At 68.9% G+C, this 16,750-nt stretch carries 17 protein-coding genes; 8 read left to right on the forward strand and 9 right to left on the reverse strand.

The window, feature by feature from the left end; all coding sequences use genetic code 11:
* Nucleotides 1–67: 67 nt before the first annotated feature.
* A complete protein-coding gene (locus ACYQ8K_RS15645) occupies nucleotides 68–940 on the reverse strand; it encodes an Rv0361 family membrane protein (RefSeq protein ID WP_459970288.1) in 873 nt (290 codons plus the stop codon).
* A gap of 120 nt (nucleotides 941–1,060) precedes the next feature.
* On the opposite strand from ACYQ8K_RS15645, the gene ACYQ8K_RS15650 reads away from it, so the two are divergent.
* Nucleotides 1,061–1,474 (forward strand): DUF3151 domain-containing protein, encoded by a 414-nt coding sequence (locus tag ACYQ8K_RS15650; protein ID WP_459970290.1) that lies wholly within the window; start codon nucleotides 1,061–1,063, stop codon nucleotides 1,472–1,474.
* Between the two features lie 4 nt (nucleotides 1,475–1,478).
* Here the strand turns inward: ACYQ8K_RS15650 and ACYQ8K_RS15655 are convergent, their stop codons facing one another.
* The 3 genes from ACYQ8K_RS15655 to ACYQ8K_RS15665 are packed head-to-tail and all read right to left on the reverse strand — an operon-like array spanning nucleotide 1,479 to nucleotide 3,786.
* Nucleotides 1,479–2,375 carry a cation diffusion facilitator family transporter gene (locus ACYQ8K_RS15655; protein WP_459970292.1) on the reverse strand — a complete coding sequence of 299 codons (897 nt, stop codon included), beginning with the start codon at nucleotides 2,373–2,375 and terminating at the stop codon, nucleotides 1,479–1,481.
* 40 nt (nucleotides 2,376–2,415) lie between these two features.
* Nucleotides 2,416–3,198, reverse strand: a complete 783-nt coding sequence (locus ACYQ8K_RS15660; RefSeq protein ID WP_459970293.1) for a site-2 protease family protein — start codon at nucleotides 3,196–3,198, stop codon at nucleotides 2,416–2,418.
* 9 nt (nucleotides 3,199–3,207) lie between these two features.
* Nucleotides 3,208–3,786, reverse strand: a complete 579-nt coding sequence (locus tag ACYQ8K_RS15665; protein WP_459970413.1) for a peptidase M50 — start codon at nucleotides 3,784–3,786, stop codon at nucleotides 3,208–3,210.
* A gap of 403 nt (nucleotides 3,787–4,189) precedes the next feature.
* Between ACYQ8K_RS15665 and ACYQ8K_RS15670 the strand changes: the two genes are divergently transcribed.
* The 6 genes from ACYQ8K_RS15670 (at nucleotide 4,190) to ACYQ8K_RS15695 (ending at nucleotide 10,348) form a co-directional block, all read left to right on the forward strand.
* On the forward strand, nucleotides 4,190–5,092 hold the full coding sequence (locus ACYQ8K_RS15670; protein ID WP_459970295.1) for a histidine phosphatase family protein: 903 nt from the start codon (nucleotides 4,190–4,192) through the stop codon (nucleotides 5,090–5,092).
* A 132-nt stretch (nucleotides 5,093–5,224) separates the two neighbouring features.
* Nucleotides 5,225–6,523: an adenylosuccinate synthase gene (locus tag ACYQ8K_RS15675; RefSeq protein WP_459970297.1), complete on the forward strand. Its 1,299-nt coding sequence runs from the start codon at nucleotides 5,225–5,227 to the stop codon at nucleotides 6,521–6,523.
* A complete protein-coding gene (locus tag ACYQ8K_RS15680) occupies nucleotides 6,520–7,167 on the forward strand; it encodes a PaaI family thioesterase (protein WP_459970299.1) in 648 nt (215 codons plus the stop codon). The genes ACYQ8K_RS15675 and ACYQ8K_RS15680 overlap by 4 nt, the downstream gene beginning before the upstream one ends.
* 96 nt (nucleotides 7,168–7,263) lie before the next feature.
* Nucleotides 7,264–8,520: a formate-dependent phosphoribosylglycinamide formyltransferase gene (purT, locus tag ACYQ8K_RS15685; RefSeq protein ID WP_459970301.1), complete on the forward strand. Its 1,257-nt coding sequence runs from the start codon at nucleotides 7,264–7,266 to the stop codon at nucleotides 8,518–8,520.
* Nucleotides 8,521–8,673: 153 nt separating this feature from the next.
* Nucleotides 8,674–9,114, forward strand: a complete 441-nt coding sequence (locus tag ACYQ8K_RS15690) for a rhodanese-like domain-containing protein (protein ID WP_459970303.1) — start codon at nucleotides 8,674–8,676, stop codon at nucleotides 9,112–9,114.
* Between the two features lie 7 nt (nucleotides 9,115–9,121).
* On the forward strand, nucleotides 9,122–10,348 hold the full coding sequence (locus ACYQ8K_RS15695) for an O-succinylhomoserine sulfhydrylase (RefSeq protein WP_459970305.1): 1,227 nt from the start codon (nucleotides 9,122–9,124) through the stop codon (nucleotides 10,346–10,348).
* Here ACYQ8K_RS15695 and ACYQ8K_RS15700 read toward each other — a convergent pair.
* The 5 genes from ACYQ8K_RS15700 to ACYQ8K_RS15720 all read right to left on the reverse strand — a co-directional run bounded on the left by ACYQ8K_RS15700 (nucleotide 10,345) and on the right by ACYQ8K_RS15720 (nucleotide 16,242).
* Entirely contained in the window at nucleotides 10,345–11,724 is a 1,380-nt protein-coding gene (locus ACYQ8K_RS15700; RefSeq protein WP_459970307.1) for an NAD(P)/FAD-dependent oxidoreductase, read from the reverse strand. The two genes, ACYQ8K_RS15695 and ACYQ8K_RS15700, sit on opposite strands and share 4 nt — an antisense overlap.
* A gap of 885 nt (nucleotides 11,725–12,609) precedes the next feature.
* Nucleotides 12,610–13,230, reverse strand: coding sequence for a hypothetical protein (locus tag ACYQ8K_RS15705; protein ID WP_459970309.1), 621 nt, complete (start codon nucleotides 13,228–13,230; stop codon nucleotides 12,610–12,612).
* A 5-nt stretch (nucleotides 13,231–13,235) separates the two neighbouring features.
* Nucleotides 13,236–13,898, reverse strand: a complete 663-nt coding sequence (locus ACYQ8K_RS15710; RefSeq protein ID WP_459970311.1) for a TetR/AcrR family transcriptional regulator — start codon at nucleotides 13,896–13,898, stop codon at nucleotides 13,236–13,238.
* Nucleotides 13,898–15,046, reverse strand: a complete 1,149-nt coding sequence (locus ACYQ8K_RS15715; RefSeq protein WP_459970313.1) for an acyl-CoA dehydrogenase family protein — start codon at nucleotides 15,044–15,046, stop codon at nucleotides 13,898–13,900. Before ACYQ8K_RS15715 ends, ACYQ8K_RS15710 begins: the two co-directional genes overlap by 1 nt.
* A gap of 11 nt (nucleotides 15,047–15,057) precedes the next feature.
* On the reverse strand, nucleotides 15,058–16,242 hold the full coding sequence (locus ACYQ8K_RS15720) for an acyl-CoA dehydrogenase family protein (RefSeq protein WP_459970314.1): 1,185 nt from the start codon (nucleotides 16,240–16,242) through the stop codon (nucleotides 15,058–15,060).
* Nucleotides 16,243–16,378: 136 nt separating this feature from the next.
* On the opposite strand from ACYQ8K_RS15720, the gene ACYQ8K_RS15725 reads away from it, so the two are divergent.
* Nucleotides 16,379–16,750 carry a DUF3054 domain-containing protein gene (locus ACYQ8K_RS15725; protein ID WP_459970316.1) on the forward strand — a complete coding sequence of 124 codons (372 nt, stop codon included), beginning with the start codon at nucleotides 16,379–16,381 and terminating at the stop codon, nucleotides 16,748–16,750.

The following is a 16,750-nucleotide window of genomic DNA, read 5'->3' on the forward strand; positions in this document are numbered from 1 at the left end:
CGCATTGGGCGGACGACCACCAATCAGCCGGCTCGCCGCCTGACAACAACGTGTCAGGTCACGACAGCTAGCCGCTGGCGGACTGGCAGACCTTCCACTGGTCGTCGCGATACTGCAGATCCATACTGCGGGTGGAGCGCAGTTGCGGGTCATAGGCCATGAACGTGGTGACGTTCGCCTCGGCGTGCTGGCCGTTGACGACCACCTGATCGATGCTGGCGATCACCGGGTACTGCTTGGCCGCCGACACCCGCCGGTAGGTCTCGTCCCAGGCGTGCTCGTCGTAGTCGGCGTAGCCGTCGCGGGTGGTGCCGCAGGTGATGGTGCGCAGCGTGGTCAGGTCGCCCCGCTGGATCGCGACGTCGAAGTTCTGGATGGTGTGCCGCACCTGGTCTTCCTGCGACACGTTGGTGTGTTTGCCCCGGGTCAGCAGCACCGTGCCCAGGATCGCGATCGCCGCCAGCGCCAGCACGATCACCACCAGGGCCAGGACCCAGCCCCAGTTGATCTGCCGCGAAGTGCGCAATTTACCGCCGAGCCGGGGTGGGATCGATTGCGGCACAGCGGGTTTCGGCGGGATCCCGAACTGTGCGGTGCCGTCCTGTCCCGGCGGCGTCGCGAAGACCTCGGTGGCGGGCTCCGGCGTGGTGGAGATGATCGCGGTTTCTTTGGCGTCGAAGCCCGGCGCGGTGAACCGGCGTTCGCGCTGCGGCCCGTCCGGTACTTCCTGCGGGCCGCTGTGCGGGTCGGGTCTGTTGATCACCACGGTCTCGGTCTCGGAGTCGCTGGGGACCATGGGGACGCTCTCGGTGGCGTCGTCTCCGCTGTCGAAGCCGGACTCGGCCCCCCACTCGTCGCTCGGTTCGTTGCGAGACTCGCGTGGGTCGAACCCGGGCCGTTTCGGCGTGCCGCCGCGGTCGGGTTCGGATGGGTTGGGCATGAGTACTACTGTCCTCCCGCTTCGTGGGGTAGTTGCAGAGCTTAGCGACCGAGTACCCGGCTCGGGGCGCTGGCCGAGGTGCGTCACGCGGGCAAAAGGAGCGAGCTGCAGAATAGAGCCATGACGCCGATGGGAGATCTTCTGGGACCCGACCCGACCTTGCTGCCCGGAGACGCCGATGCCGAGGCGGAACTGGTGGCCGGTGAGAAGCCCGGCATCGTCGCGGCCGCCCATCCGACGGCGTCGGTGGCCTGGGCGGCGCTGGCCGAGCAGGCCCTGGCCGACGACCAGGCCATCACCGCCTACGCCTACGCCCGCACCGGTTATCACCGCGGCCTGGACCAGCTGCGCCGCAACGGCTGGAAGGGCTTCGGCCCGGTGCCGTATTCGCACGAACCCAACCGCGGCTTCCTGCGGTGTGTGGCGGCCCTGGCGCGCGCCGCCGACACGATCGGTGAAACCGACGAGTACTCGCGCTGCCTGGACCTGCTCGACGATTGCGACCCCGGGGCGCGCGCGGCGCTCGGGCTGTGACGCGCTAGAAGCTGTCCGAGCAATCGGTGTCGTCGGGGCAGTCGATCTGCACGGTGGCGTGCTCCAGCCCGCGCGCCGATAACACCGCGCGCGCGTCGTGCAACACCCGCGCGGAATCGCCGGCGCTGATCAGGTGCGCGGTGCACATGTCTTTGCCGGGGGACAGCGTCCACACGTGCAGGTCGTGCACGTCGATCACCCCGTCGACGGCGCCGAGCGCGGTGCGCAGCTCCTCGACGTCGATGTGGGCCGGCGACGATTCGGACAGGATCCGCAGCGCGTCGCGGGCCAGCGCGACGGCCCGGGGCAGCACCCAGAGCGCGACCAGCACCGCCACCACCACATCGGCGTAGGGCCAGTGCGTGGTCACGGTGACCACACCGGCGATCAGCACGCCCAGGCTGCCCACGGTGTCGGCGACGACCTCCATGTAGGCGCCCTTGACCGCCAGGCTGCCCGACGAGTGGGAACGCAACAGCAGCGCGACGACGAAGTTGGCGGCCAGCCCGGCCAGGGCGACCACGATCATCGGCACGCCGGGGACGGCGGGAGCTTCGCTGAGCCGTTGGACGGCCTCGTAGAGGATGAACGCCGCCACGCCGATCAGCAGCCCGGCGTTGGCGACGGCGGTGAACACCTCGGCGCGATGCCAGCCGTAGGTGCGGGCGGGCGACGCGCTGCCGCGGCGGGCCAGGGTGACGGCGGCGAGGCCCATGAAGACGGCGACCACGTCGGTCAGCATGTGGCCGGCGTCCGCCAGCAAAGCGATCGAGTTGATCAGCAGCGAGGTGACCAGTTCCACCACGAAGAACGCCGCCAGGATCGCCGCGGCCATGATCATGCGCGGGATCAGCCGAGCGTCGTCCGTCTCGGCGGGGGTGTGGTTGTGGCCTGCGCCCATGGCGCGAAATATATGCGCAATGGCGCATATATGGCAAGGGTCAGAACCAGCGGCTCCAGAAGCGGGTCAGCGCGTTGCCCCAACCCACCAGGACGTCCGGCACGCCGGACAGGTCGAACAAAGACAACACGACGCCGAAGAACCACCGGTTGAGCACGGGTGCCAGGAGCAGGAACAGCAGGATGACGAAGCCCCACTGCTTGGCCGGCGCCAGCGCGCGCTGGGTCTCGGGACTCAGGTGCGGTTCCAGGGCGTCGTACCCGTCCAGGCCCGGGATGGGCAGCAGGTTCAGCAACACGGCGGTGAGCTGAAGGAACGCCAGGAACGCCACCCCCGACCACAGCACGACGTGCGCCGGGTCGAAGAACAACCGCGTCACCGCGAGCAGCAGCATGGCCAGCACCAGGTTGGCCGCGGGGCCCGCCAGGCTGACCATGGTGCGCCGGGCGGGCGTCATGAACCAGGTGCGCACGTAGACCGCCGCGCCCGGCAGGCCGATCCCGCCCAGCAGGATGACCACCATCGGCAGCACCAGCGAGAGCGCGGGATTGGCGTAGCGGCGTGGGTCCAGCGTCAGGTACCCGCGCACGGCGTCATCGTGGTCGCCGAACCGCCAGGCGGTCACCGCGTGCCCGAATTCGTGCAGGCACAGCGACACCAGCCAGCCGGCGATCACGAAGACGAACACCCCGACATAAGCGAGGGGCCGCGTGCTGATCCCGGCCGACCAGGCCAGCGCGGCGCCGGCACCCGTCAGCGCGATCAGGCCCAGGAAGATCGGGCTGGGTCGTACCGATTCGCGCCGGGAGGAGGGGAAGCTCACCGATCGAAACTAGCCGACCAGCAGCCAGCCCTCGATGTTGCGGTAGAACGCCGAGCGGCGCGCGGCGCGCGGCACGGCGACGCCGTCACGCACCACGGCGACGCCGGTGCTGCCCAGCTGGGCGGCGCGGCCGGTGACCCAGCGGGGCCACAGGCGCCCGACGATCGCCGCGCGCAACCCCGGCATGGTCAGCGTCGGCTCGACCCACACCCCGGCGACGTCGCCGTCGAACAACGTGGTGTCGTCGACCACCGCCTCGCCGTGGATCGACCGCGCGCCGTCGGCCGGCAGCCAGCCGGCCCGCCCCACGACCACCGACCCGGTCTCGTCGCGGATCAGCGGCACCCGCCGCGCCGCACCGCGCCGGGCCCGCCGCGCCGCCCGGAATCCGGCCGGCTGGCGGTAGATCCGGGTGGCCCGGGTGTGGCGGCGTGGCACGTAGGCCACCTCGACGTCGAGCCGCTCGGCGCGCAGCAGCCGGGTGAGCACCGCGGCCAGCTCGGCGTCGCCGCCCAGCACGATCAGCCGCCGGTATGGGCCGATCGCGGCATCGATATCGGTGTCACCGACCACGCGGTGGGTTGGCATGCCCCGCAACGGCCGGTAGGTGCGCCGCTGGCCGAACAGAAGAAGCGCGTCGGCTCGATCTCCTTGCGTCACAGCCTATCCAATCAAGAAACGGCCAATGCCGTTGTCTTCCAACATTTTCGGCGTGTCATGAGGCTAGATGTCGAAACGTCTCGCCATAACGACACAGTCACAACATGGTGTCGGACTGCGAAAGTTGTTGCAGCGCCGCCGGGAAACAAGCGGATACTTTACTCCTGCCACAGGGCCGACGTTGCGCGGAATCCCGCCACGAGTGGTTGAGGGAACGGAGAATGACCATTCGCCGACTTACCGCCATCTTGTCAACCGCGCGAACCGCATTGCTCGGTGCCGGCCCCAACCGCCTCCGGTGCTGACGAAGCCGCTGTACCCCGTTGGCGCCGTGCTGCTTTCGATTGTGCTGCTGTGCGGTGCATCCGCGACAGCCTCGGCGGACGAATCGATCGTGATCGACCTGGTGCGACACGGGCAGTCGACGGCCAATGCCGCGAGCCTGATCGACACGGCGCCGCCCGGCGCCTCCCTCACCGCGCTCGGTCAGCAACAGGCGCAGACCGTCGCCGGCGTTCTCGCGGCGAGGGGCCCGGTCGCCGCCATCTTCGCGTCGCAGTTGGTCAGGACGCAGCAGACCGCGGCGCCGTTGGCTTCCGTGTTGGGCATGAACCCGCAGGTGTTGCCGGGGCTCAACGAGCTCGACGCCGGCGCTTTCAACGGCCAGCCGCAGTTCAGCCTCGGCGGGCTGGCATACCTGCTGGCCCCGGTCGCCTGGATGCTCGGACTGCGCGTCGTGCCGATGCTGGCTCCCGGCTCCACCGATTCCAACGGGTTCGAATTCCGCCGGCGTTTCAACGGCGCGCTCGACACCGTGTACGGCAACGCCGCGAGCAACGTCGGCCGCTTCAACGACGTGCTCCAGACGATGTACGGCAGGGCCGTTGCCAACCCGGTCCGCTCCGCGAGCGGCAGGATCACCGAGGTGGCGTTCTCCAGCGAATTCGCCATCGGCCTCGGAACGATGATGAGCGTCAAGAATCCCGATCCGTTGCTCCTGCTTTTCGATCCGCTGCCCAATACCGGCATCGTGGTGATCCAGGGCAGCCCCCACGATGGCTGGACGCTGATCAGCTGGAACGGGAAGCCCGTGCATCCGAGTTGGTCGGGCACCAAGAGCGCTCGTGGCGCCAACGGCCTGTGCCTGATGCTGGACGCGTCGACCAGGACCGGCGTGTGCGCGGCCAAGCCGCCTGCGCCGGCCAGCGCTGCGGTCGGGGCGCCGTACGGGTGAGTTCGCCACGTCCTGGCTTAAGCTGATTTGCCCGGCTCCTGAGCTGGCCATCGGCGGCCCGCACGGTCGCCAGGCTAGGGTGGGTCACCGGCTGGACCACAATACGCAGGCGAGATCAGGTTGGAGCGTGTCATGCCGGCAATCGTCCTCATCGGCGCCCAATGGGGCGACGAGGGCAAAGGTAAGGCCACCGATTTGCTCGGTGGGCGCGTTCAGTGGGTGGTGCGCTACCAGGGCGGCAACAACGCCGGGCACACCGTCGTGCTGCCCACCGGGGAGAACTTCGCGCTGCACTTGATCCCGTCGGGGGTGCTCACGCCCGGTGTCACCAATGTCATCGGCAACGGCGTGGTGGTGGACCCCGGCGTGCTGCTGGACGAGCTCAAGGGCCTCGAAGACCGCGGCGTCGACACCTCCAAGCTGCTCATCTCCGCCGACGCGCACCTGCTGTTGCCCTACCACGTGGCCATCGACAAGGTCACCGAGCGCTACATGGGGAACAAGAAGATCGGCACCACCGGCCGCGGCATCGGCCCCTGCTACCAGGACAAGATCGCACGCATCGGCATCCGGGTCGCCGACGTGCTCGATCGGGAAGTGTTGACGCACAAGGTCGAAGCCGCGCTGGAGTTGAAGAACCAGATCCTGGTCAAGATCTACAACCGCAAGGCGCTGGATCCCCACCAGGTGGTCGAGGCCCTGCTGGAGGAGGCCGAGGGCTTCAAGCACCGCATCGCCGACACCCGGCTGCTGCTCAATCAGGCGCTCGAGGCCGGCGAGGCCGTGCTGCTGGAAGGCTCGCAGGGCACCCTGCTCGACGTCGACCACGGCACGTATCCCTATGTGACGTCGTCGAATCCGACGGCGGGCGGCGCGGCCGTGGGTTCGGGTATCGGCCCCACTCGGATCACCGCGGTGCTGGGCATCCTCAAGGCCTACACCACCCGCGTCGGTTCGGGCCCGTTCCCCACCGAGCTGTTCGACGAGAACGGCGAATACCTGTCCAAGACCGGTGGCGAATTCGGCGTCACCACCGGCCGGCGCCGGCGCTGCGGCTGGTTCGACGCCGTCATCGCGCGGTACGCCACCCGGGTCAACGGGATCACCGACTTCTTCTTGACCAAGCTCGACGTGCTGTCCAGCCTGGAGACCGTTCCGGTGTGCGTCGGCTACCAGATCGACGGGAAACGCATTCACGAGATGCCGATGACGCAGAGCGATCTGGGGCGCGCCGAACCGATCTACGAGGAGCTGCCCGGCTGGTGGGAGGACATCTCGCACGCCCGGGAGTTCGACGACCTGCCGGCCAAGGCGCGCGACTACGTGCTGCGGCTGGAAGAGCTTGCCGGAGCGCATATTTCGTGCATCGGCGTGGGGCCCGGGCGCGAACAGACTATCGTGCGCCGCGACGTCCTGGCGGCCCGTCCGTGACGGACGCCGCCCAGGATCCCAAAGACCTCGACCCAGAATACGAACATCACGGCGGCTTTCCCGAATACGGGGTGGCCAACCCCGGGCCGGGCTTCGGACGGTTCGTGGCGGCCATGCGGCGGCTGCAGGATCTCGCCGTGTCGGCCGACCCCGACGACGCCACGTGGGACGACGCGGCCGACCGCGTCGCTGCGCTGACGGAGCTGCTGGGCCCGTTTCAGGCCGCCGTGGAGGGCCGGGCGCCGGCCGGGCGGACGCCCGGGCTGCCCGGCATGGGCAGCCTGCTGCTGCCGCCGTGGACGTTGACGCGCTACGAGCCCGACGGCTGCGAAATGCAGGGCCATTTCACCCGGTTCCACGTCGGCGGCAACTACGCGGTGCACGGCGGCGTGCTGCCGCTGTTGTTCGACCACATGTTCGGGATGGTGTCGCACGCCTCGAACCGGCCGATCAGCCGCACGGCGTTCCTGCACGTCGACTACCGCAAGATCACCCCGATCGACGCGCCGCTGGTGGTGCGTGGACGGGTCACCAGCACCGAGGGGCGCAAAGCGTTCGTGTCCGCGGAGCTGGTCGACGCCGAGGGCGCGCTGCTGGCGGAGGCCAACGGCCTGATGGTGCAGTTACTCCCGGGCCAGCCCTAGGCAGGGTGGCCCGCTTCCTCAGCACCCCGCCACGCGGGCCGCATCGTCAGCGGGCGGCGCGACGGTGCACCGCAGGAACCGACCTATCCTTGAGCCGTGACTGACGGCGTGACCGACGGACGAGACGACGAGACGACGGCTCTCGTCGTGCCCCAGCAGCCTGCCGCGCGCGCCGAAGCCCAGCCGGACGCCCCCTCCGACGCCAGGCCGACGGTGGTGCTGCTGGGGGCCGGCGAGATCAGCCGGGAGCTGGCGATCGACCTGGGACGCCTCGGCGCCCGGGTGATCGCCGTCGACGCGCACCCGCACGCACCCGCGCACGGGGTGGCCGATCAGGCTCTGGTGCTCCCCCTGACCGACGCCGCGGAGCTGGCGGCGGCGCTGCGGCGGCTGCAGCCCGACTTCGTGGTGACCGCGACCGACGCCGTCGCCGCCGGGGCCCTCGACGCCCTGGCCGCCGGATCCGGCGTCGACCACACCGAGCTGGTGCCCAGCGCCCGCGCCGTGCGGCTCAGCGCGGACCGCGAGGGCCTGCGCCGGCTGGCCGCCGACGAGTTGGGGCTGCCCACCGCGCCGTTCTGGTTCGCCGGGTCGCTGGCCGAATTGGAGGCGGTGGGCGCGCACGCCGGGTATCCGTTGTTGGTCAAGCCGGTGGCCGGGCCGACCGGGCCGGGGCAGTCGGTGGCGGCGCGGCGCGACGACCTCGGGCCGGCGTGGCAACGCGCGACCGGCGCGCACGCGGGCCCCGGACAGCCGCGGGTGCTGGCCGAGACCGTGGTCGAGGTCGAGTTCTACGTGACGCTGCTGGCGGTGCGCACCGAAGGCCCCGCCGGTCCGGCGATCGAATTCTGTTCGCCTATCGGTCATCGCGGCTCCGCCGGGCAGGTGCTGGAATCCTGGCAACCGCAGAAGATGAGCGCGGCGGCCACGGACGCCGCGAAGTCGATCGCCGCGCGGATCGTCAAGGCGCTGGGCGGGCGCGGCGTCTTCGCGGTCGAATTGATGATCAACGGCGACGAGGTGTACTTCGCCGACGTCACGTCGCGCCCGACCGACAGCGCCTGGGTGACGTTGCGCAGCCAGCGGCTCTCGGCGTTCGAACTGCAGGCCCGCACCATCCTCGGGCTGCCGGTCGACACCATGATGGTGTCGCCGGCCGCCGCGCGCGTCATCGACCCGGTCGACTCGCACGACCCCGCCGCGCTGACCGGAGCGCTCGGCGTGCCCGAAAGTGACCTGCGGGTGCTCGGGCGCGGCTTCCGGGCGTTGGCGACCGCGCCGGAGGTGGCGGCCGCCCGCGAGCGCGCCGGCCAGGTCGCCGGCCGGCTGGCCGCCCCGAAGTCACAGGGCTGAACCCCGCACGGCATCCCGCGCGAAGCCACCGCCCCCGCGCCTCGATACCATCTCAGGTCAGGTATCGCTGCGGGTACGGGGGGAATCCGGCCGGGGCTTGACCGCTCGGGCGCGGATAGTGTGGCTGACAACGAGCAACGAGGGAATACGAGCATGAGCACAGAGCGCGCACACTCCTACGCCGGGGACATCTCTCCCCTGGACGCATGGAAGCTGCTCAGCGACAACCCCAACGCCGTGCTGGTCGACGTGCGGACCGACGCCGAATGGCGATTCGTCGGTGTGCCCGATCTGTCCAGCCTCGGCCGGGAGGTGTTGTTCCTGGAGTGGAACACGTCCGACGGACGGCACAACGCGAACTTCGGCGACCAGCTGCGCGAGCAGGTGGCGCCGGGCGAAGCGGACGTGGAGCGGCCGGTGCTGTTCTTGTGTCGCTCAGGAAACCGTTCCATCGGCGCCGCCGAGGTGGCGACCCAGCTCGGCATCACGCCGGCCTACAACATCCTGGACGGCTTCGAGGGCCAGCTCGACGCCAACGGCCACCGGGGTGAGACGGGCTGGCGCGCCATCGGATTGCCCTGGAAACAGGGCTGAACCGGCGATGACCCCAGCCGACGACGACTCCGTTCGCACGCCCGCGGCGCTGCCCGAGGGAGTCAGCCAGGCGACCATCGGCGTGCGCGGCGGGCTGTTGCGTTCGGGATTCGACGAGACCGCCGAGGCGATGTATCTGACGTCGGGCTACGTCTACGAGTCGGCGGCGATTGCGGAGCAGTCGTTCACCGGCGAGGTGGACCACTTCGTCTACTCGCGCTACGGCAACCCGACGGTGACGATGTTCGAGGAGCGGCTGCGCCTGCTCGAAGGGGCGCCCGCGGCCTTCGCCACCGCGAGCGGCATGGCCGCGGTGTTCACCTCGCTGGGCGCGCTGCTGGGCGCGGGGGACCGGTTGGTCGCCTCGCGCAGCCTGTTCGGCTCGTGCTTCGTGGTGTGCAGCGAGATCCTGCCGCGCTGGGGCGTCGAAACCGTCTTCGTCGACGGCGACGACCTGGCGCAGTGGGAGCAGGCGCTGTCGGTGCCCACCACGGCGGTGTTCTTCGAGACGCCGTCGAATCCGATGCAGTCGCTGGTGGACATCGCCGCGGTGTGCGAACTTTCACACGCCGCGGGCGCAAAAGTGGTGTTGGACAACGTCTTTGCCACACCACTGCTGCAGCAGGGTATCCCGCTGGGGGCCGACGTGGTGGTGTACTCCGGCACCAAGCACATCGACGGCCAGGGCCGGGTGCTCGGCGGGGCCATTCTGGGCGACAAGGACTACATCGACGGCCCGGTGCAAAAGCTGATGCGGCACACCGGCCCGGCGATGAGCGCGTTCAACGCCTGGGTGCTGGTGAAAGGGCTTGAGACGCTGGCGGTCCGGGTGGAGCACAGCAATTCCTCGGCCTTCCGGATCGCCGAATTCCTGGAGAGCCATCCGGCGGTGAGCTGGGTCCGCTACCCGTACCTGTCCTCCCACCCGCAATACGACCTGGCCAAGCGCCAGATGTCCGGCGGGGGAACGGTGATCACCTTCGCGCTCGACTGCCCGGACAGCGGGGCCATGGGCCGCGCCTTCGAGGTGCTGGACAAGCTGCAGCTGATCGACATCTCGAACAATCTCGGCGACGCCAAATCCCTTGTCACACACCCCGCGACGACCACGCACCGGGCGATGGGCCCGGAGGGCCGCGCGGCGATCGGGCTCGGTGACGGCGTGGTGCGCATCTCTGTCGGGCTGGAGGGCACCGACGATCTGATCGCCGACATCGATCGGGCCCTGAGCTAGCCGGCCTGTTTCTCGGCCGAGTCGACGTGTTCGGCCGCGGCCAGGGTGCCGTCCTGCGCCTGACGCTCCAGCCAGTCCACCACGGGTCGGGCGTAGATCATTTGGCTGGTGATGGCCATCTGGCCGCGGGTGCGGCCCAGGAACGAGATGCCCCAGGCGAACATGGCGGCAATGCGGTTGCGGTGGCCGATCAGGTAGTACAGGTGCAGCAGCAGCCACGCCAGCCAGGCGACGAATCCGGCGAACTCCACCTTGCCGACCTGCGCGACGGCGCTGTAGCGGGAGATCAGCGCCATGCTGCCCTTGTTGACGTACTTGAACGGCTTGCGTTCGGCCGGATTGTCGTGGCCCTTGGCGGCCTGCTTGATGATGGTGGCCGCGTATTTGGCGCCCTGGATCGCGCCCTGCGCCATGCCGGGGACGCCGGGCACCGACATCAGGTCGCCCACCACGAAGACGTACGGGTGTCCCTTGACGGTCAGGTCGGGTTCGACGACCACCCTTCCGGCGCGGTCGGTTTTGGTACCGTCGGACTGCTCGGCGATCATCGCGCCCAGCGAACTGGCCTGCACCCCGGCCGCCCACACCTTGCACGCGCATTCGATGCGGCGTTCGCCGCCGTCCTTCTCCTTGATCGTGATGCCCATGTAGTCGACCGCGGTGACCATCGCGTTGAGCTGGACCTCGACGTCCATCTTCTCCAGCCGCCGTTGCGCCTTGAGGCCGAGCTTGGGACCCATCGGCGGTAGCACCGCGGGCGCCGCATCCAGCAGGATGACGCGGCATTCGCTGGGGGTGATCGTCCGGAATGCCCCGGCCAGGGTGCGCTCGGCCAGCTGGACGATCTCGCCCGCCAGCTCGACGCCGGTGGGCCCTGCCCCGACCACCACGAAGGTCAGCCGGCGTTTGCGTTCGGCCGGATCGGTGGCGACCTCGGCGGCCTCGAATGCGCCGAGGATGCGGCCCCGCAACTCCAGGGCGTCGTCGATGCTCTTCATTCCGGGTGCGAAGGCGGCGTACTCGTCGTGGCCGAAGTAGGACTGCTGCGCGCCGGCGGCCACGATTAGGCTGTCGTAGGGCGTCACCGTATCCATGCCCATCAGGTGGGATCTGACCGTCTTCGCGGTGAGGTCGATGGCCGAGACGTCGCCCCACAGCACCCGCACGTTGTGCTGGCGGCGCAGGATGAGTCGGGTGGTCGGCGCGATGTCGCCCTCGGACAGGATTCCGGTGGCCACCTGATACAGCAGCGGCTGGAACAGGTGCGTGGTCGTTTTCGAGATCACGGTGATGTCGACGTCGGCCCGCCGCAGCGCCTTGGCCGCGGACAGTCCGCCGAAACCGCTTCCGATGATGACGACACGATGGCGCGACATGCCTGTCCCTTCTTCACGCGTGGGCCTGGGAATCATCTTCCCAGCGCATGTCCACCGTACGACGCCACCGGGGAGAAAGGCGAGGCATTCTCCGGACACGGAAGCGCCGCGCGACAGCCACAAGCGGCCGAAGGGACGCACAGGGCGAAAGCCGTTGCAAGGGATCGATTCTGGGCGCTTCTCGTGCGCGCTGCGCGCCAAAGCCGCGGCCGGCTGACCGAAATGCCTTGTGTGGTACAGGATCCCGGCCGGAGTCATGCTGGATCAGCGACCCATGTCGCGGCTCCGGCCGGTCACCTGTTGGACTTCGCTAAAACGCGAAGGTATATCCGAACGAAAAGACGCAAATTACATTGCGGCCCGTTCGGTTACTGCACGGCTATCCGCCGGTGCAGGTCAAACCGGGTCCGCAATCGATAACGAGCGGAACCGTGCACGCCGAGGTCATTGGCGCTGCGAGAGCGAGGACCAAGGCGAGGACAATTTTGCCGGTACGACGTGACATAAGAACCCCCTTCGTCTGGGAGACGATTGTCTGATGCCCGACGTGGGCTAGCTTACGTGCTCAACGACTCGTAGATAAGGGATTTCGCGAATATCGCCGCCTCATTCGTCAAACGGATGAGCCGAGATCGCCGGCGGGATGCGGCCGCCTCGGCGCGAATGGAATTTCAGCAAAATCGCGACCCGGGAAGAATTGGAAATATCCTGCGCGGCTAAGTCATCGCGGCTATATTGGGACGCTAATTTCCCGCTGCTCGACAGCTGTGGGCACTCGCCGGATATGAATTCAAATCGGCGGCCAAATCGGCGGGGCCACGCCGCGGCGAAACCATCGAGCGGGCAATCGGTTTCACCGGCCGCTCGGCGGCGCATCGCCTGGGCCTAGAACGGCCACGCGTTGGCGTCGCTCTTGTACTTGGCGTTCAGGTCGCTGCAGAAGTCGGCGGCGGTGCCGGCGAGCAGGATGTAATAGGTCTCGCCACGGCGGCTTTCGTAGGAGGTGGGGGTCGTCCAGCCGTTGTCGCACATCGCGGCTTCGCCGCCGGCCGACGTCCTGCGCCAGTTGGTCTTGGCGCAGGCGACCAGGCTGTCGACGTTCGGGGTCGCGCTCTTGGCCGCTACCAGCATCGCGCCGCCCCACTGCCCGTCGCTGCGCCGGTAGGCGCGGGCGCCGAATCCGGCGTTGTTGGTCTGGCAGGTCAACGCCCGGCGCAGCAGCGAGAAGGGGCCGGCGAGCTGCTGGTTGGCGGCCCCGGCCGCCGCCGTGATGAATTGCGCCGCGTCCGAGCCGTCCACCTCCTGGACCGCACTGGGGTTGGCAAAGCTGAAGAGCTGCTGCGAGATTCCCTGCGCGGCGGTCGAGCCGCCGCCGATGATCGGCCCGGCGCCGCTGGAGGTCATCGCGGGCAGCGTGGAATCGGCGCCCGCCGCGGGCATCCCGGCGACGGCGCCCAGGGCCAGCAGCGCGACCGTGGCGCGAATCGGGCGGGCGGTGATTCTCATGACCCTTATTTCAGCACGTGCGCGTAGCCGGCGCGGCGGTCGTCGGCAATCAAGCCGGTCAGCACGTGGCGGGTCTGCAGCGTGATGTATTGGTCGATGCTGTAGATCGGCCCGAAGTGCCAGTGCTTGAGCGCCCAGCCGTGGGCGAGCAGCATGATGTCGAACACGGTCAGGTCGACGTCGACGCGGCGAAAGATGCCCTGGTCGATGCCGGCCTCGATCACCGAGCGCAGCGGTGCGGCGGTGGCGATTTCGAGGTCCTTGATCTGGGTGCGGCCCGGGGCCCCGAGGGTGCGGCTCTCTCGGTAGGTCAGCACCACGCCGTCGAGGTTCTCGTCGACGATCTCGATGTAGCGGCGCACGCCCGCGGTCAACTGGTCGACGACGTCGGCGCCGGCGGCCGCGATGACCGGTGCCAGCTGATCGCGGAACGCGTCCTGGATCCGCACGATCGTCGCGAGCAGTAGGTGCTCCTTGCTACCGAAGTATTTGTAGATCAGGCCGACGCTCACCTTGGCCTCGGCGGCCAGATCCTGCATGGACATCTGGTGAAACCCGTTGCGGCCCATCACCTTGACCGCGGCATCGAGCACCTGGCGGCGCCGCGAGCCGGCCCGGGCCGCACGCACGGCCTCCGCGGCGGGCAGCTCGCTGTAATCGGTGACCATCAGATGCCCAGGTCCTTGGCGATGATCGTCTTCATGATCTCGTTGGTGCCGCCATAGATGGTCTGGATCCGGGCGTCGACGAAGGCGCGGGCCACGCTGTACTCGCGCATGTAGCCGTACCCGCCGTGCAGCTGCAGGCAACGATCGGCGGTACGCACCTGCAGGTCGGTGGTCCACCACTTCAGCCGGGCGGCGCGCGCGGCGGTCAGCTCACCGTCCAGGTGCTCGGCCAGGCAGTCGTCGAGATAGGTTCGGGCGATGTCGATTTCGGTCGCCAGCTCGGCGAGCACGAATTGGCTGTTCTGGAAGCTGGCGATCGGTGAGCCGAACGCCGTGCGGTCACGCACGTAGTCGAGGGTTTCAGCCAGGATGCCTTCGGCGGCGGCCACCGCCCCCACGCCGAGCGCGAGCCGCTCCTGGGGCAGGTTCTTCATCAGCTGGTAGAAGCCCTTGCCCTCGCCCTCGAGCAGATTGGCCTTCGGCACCCGCATATCGGTGAAGGTGAGCTCGCTGGTGTCCTGGGCGTGCAGGCCGATCTTCTCCAGGTTGCGGCCGCGGGAGAAGCCGGGCGTGGCTGGGTCGACGACCAGCAGCGACAGCCCGTGGTGGCGGTCCGGCGAGGTGCGCACCGCGATGACGAAGAGGTCACCGATCTGCCCGTTGGAGATGAACGTCTTGGCGCCGTTGACGACGTAGTCGTTGCCGTCGGGCACTGCCGTGGTGCGGATTCCGGCCAGATCGCTGCCGGTGCCGGGCTCGGTCATCGCGATGGCGAGCACCGTCTCGCCGGTGACCACGCCGGGCAGCCAGCGCTGTTGCTGCTCCGGTGTGGTCAGGTCGGTGAGGTAGGGCAGCACCACGTCGTTTTGCAGCGTGAAGGCGATGGCCTCGGCGGCCGCGCCTGCGCGCTGCAGCTCGTCGATCACGATCGCGTTGTAGCGGAAGTCGCACACGCCCGGCCCGCCGAGATGCTCGGGCACCGAGAAGCCCAGCAGCCCGAGTTTGCCCGCCTCGACGAACAGCGAGCGGTCCCACTGGCCGTCGCGTTCCCACGTCTCGTGATTGGGCACGACCGTCTGTTGCACGAAATCGCGTACCAGGTCCCGGAACTGGTGATGCTCGGACGTGTACTGCAGGCGTGCGGCCATTGTGCTCGGCGTCAGCGGAAGGCGTCGCTGCCGGTGAACGCCTGGCCGAGGACCAGCTGATGCATCTCCGGCGTGCCCTCGTACGTCAGCACCGACTCCAGGTTGACCATGTGCCGGATGACGGGGTATTCCAGCGATATTCCGTTGCCGCCCAGTATGGTTCGCGCGGTCCGGCAGATCTTGATCGCCTCCCGGGTGTTGTTGAGCTTGCCGAAGCTGACCTGCTCGGGACGCAACCCGACGCTGTCCTTGAGGCGGCCCAGGTGCAGCGACAGCAGCTGACCCTTGTGCAGCTCGACGGCCATGTCGACGAGCTTGGCCTGGGTCAGCTGGAAGCCGGCGATGGGGCGGCCGAACTGGGTGCGTTGCGTCGAGTAGTCCAGCGCGGCCTGCCACGCCGAGCGGGCCGCCCCCATGGAGCCCCAGACGATTCCGTAGCGGGCCTCGGACAGGCACGACAGCGGACCGCGCAGGCCCTTGGCCTCGGGCAGCATCGCGTCGGCGGGCACCCGCACGTCGTCGAGCACCAGCTCGCTGGTGATCGAGGCCCGCAGCGACAGCTTGTGGTGGATCGTGTTGGCGGAAAACCCCGGTGTCTTGGTGGGCACGACGAAGCCGCAGATGCCGTCGTCGGTGGCGGCCCAGACCACCGCGACGTCGGCGACCGAGCCGTTGGTGATCCACAACTTGCGGCCGTTGAGCACCCAGTCCGAACCATCCTGGCGCGCACGGGTTTTCATCGCGGCCGGATCGGAACCGACGTCGGGTTCGGTCAGCCCGAAGCAGCCGAGCAACTCGCCGGCGGCCATGCCGGGCAGCCATTCCTGCTTCTGTTCCTCGGACCCGAAATTCCAGATCGCGAACATTGCCAGCGACCCCTGGACCGAAACCATCGATCGCAGGCCGGAGTCGGCCGCCTCCAGCTCCACGCAGGCCAGCCCGTAGTGCACGGCGGAGGCGCCGCCGCAGCCGTACCCGTCCAGGTGCATGCCCAGCAGGCCGAGCTGGCCGAATCCCTTGGCCAGTTCGCGGACCGGCAGATCACCGATCTCGAACCACTCCGCGATGTGCGGCAGGACGTGCTCGGCGCAGAATTCCCGGACGGTGTCGCGCACCGCGATTTCGTCGCTGGATAGCGAGGCGTCGAGGCCGAGCGGGTCGTCGCGGTCGAAGGCGGGTGGCGTCTTGGTGCTCATGGGATCAGCCTGCCATCGTCGGGCCGCCGGTCACCACCGCCGGCCCGCTGAGTGAATGAAGATTCATTTCCGACGAATCTAGGTTCACCGCGGCTGCGCGGTCAAGGATCGCGCCGCGTCCCGGTAGTCTGCCTGCATGCTTAGGCTCCAGCGGCCGGCCTGGCTCGCGGTGGACGTCGTGGGGGTGTTGGTGTTCTGCGCCGTGGGGCGCCGCAGCCACGACGAAGGCCTCGACGTCATTGGCATCGCCGTGACGGCGTGGCCATTTCTCACCGGCACCGTGGTCGGCTGGGTGATCTCCCGCGGGTGGCGGCGGCCGACCGCCGTGGTACCGACCGGGGTGATCACGTGGTTGTCCACCGTGGTCGTGGGCATGCTGCTGCGCAAGGCGAGTTCCGCGGGCGTGGCGGCGAGTTTCGTGCTGGTGGCGACGACGGTCACCGCGCTGTTGTTGCTGGGCTGGCGGGCGGCCGCCGGGCTGGCCCTGCGGCGTCGCTCCGGCGTCTGA

Source organism: Mycobacterium sp. MUNTM1 (assembly GCF_054660795.1).

Excerpts from the sequence above, each read along its gene's own strand:
- ACYQ8K_RS15725 (WP_459970316.1), top strand. The coding sequence starts at position 16,379 with ATGCTTAGGCTCCAGCGGCCGGCCTGGCTCGCGGTGGACGTCGTGGGG.
- ACYQ8K_RS15655 (WP_459970292.1), bottom strand. The coding sequence starts at position 2,375 with ATGGGCGCAGGCCACAACCACACCCCCGCCGAGACGGACGACGCTCGG.
- ACYQ8K_RS15690 (WP_459970303.1), top strand. The coding sequence starts at position 8,674 with ATGAGCACAGAGCGCGCACACTCCTACGCCGGGGACATCTCTCCCCTG.
- ACYQ8K_RS15705 (WP_459970309.1), bottom strand. The coding sequence starts at position 13,230 with ATGAGAATCACCGCCCGCCCGATTCGCGCCACGGTCGCGCTGCTGGCC.
- ACYQ8K_RS15650 (WP_459970290.1), top strand. The coding sequence starts at position 1,061 with ATGACGCCGATGGGAGATCTTCTGGGACCCGACCCGACCTTGCTGCCC.
- ACYQ8K_RS15720 (WP_459970314.1), bottom strand. The coding sequence starts at position 16,242 with ATGAGCACCAAGACGCCACCCGCCTTCGACCGCGACGACCCGCTCGGC.
- ACYQ8K_RS15665 (WP_459970413.1), bottom strand. The coding sequence starts at position 3,786 with ATGCCAACCCACCGCGTGGTCGGTGACACCGATATCGATGCCGCGATC.
- ACYQ8K_RS15675 (WP_459970297.1), top strand. The coding sequence starts at position 5,225 with ATGCCGGCAATCGTCCTCATCGGCGCCCAATGGGGCGACGAGGGCAAA.
- ACYQ8K_RS15695 (WP_459970305.1), top strand. The coding sequence starts at position 9,122 with ATGACCCCAGCCGACGACGACTCCGTTCGCACGCCCGCGGCGCTGCCC.
- ACYQ8K_RS15710 (WP_459970311.1), bottom strand. The coding sequence starts at position 13,898 with ATGGTCACCGATTACAGCGAGCTGCCCGCCGCGGAGGCCGTGCGTGCG.
- ACYQ8K_RS15645 (WP_459970288.1), bottom strand. The coding sequence starts at position 940 with ATGCCCAACCCATCCGAACCCGACCGCGGCGGCACGCCGAAACGGCCC.
- ACYQ8K_RS15715 (WP_459970313.1), bottom strand. The coding sequence starts at position 15,046 with ATGGCCGCACGCCTGCAGTACACGTCCGAGCATCACCAGTTCCGGGAC.
- ACYQ8K_RS15700 (WP_459970307.1), bottom strand. The coding sequence starts at position 11,724 with ATGTCGCGCCATCGTGTCGTCATCATCGGAAGCGGTTTCGGCGGACTG.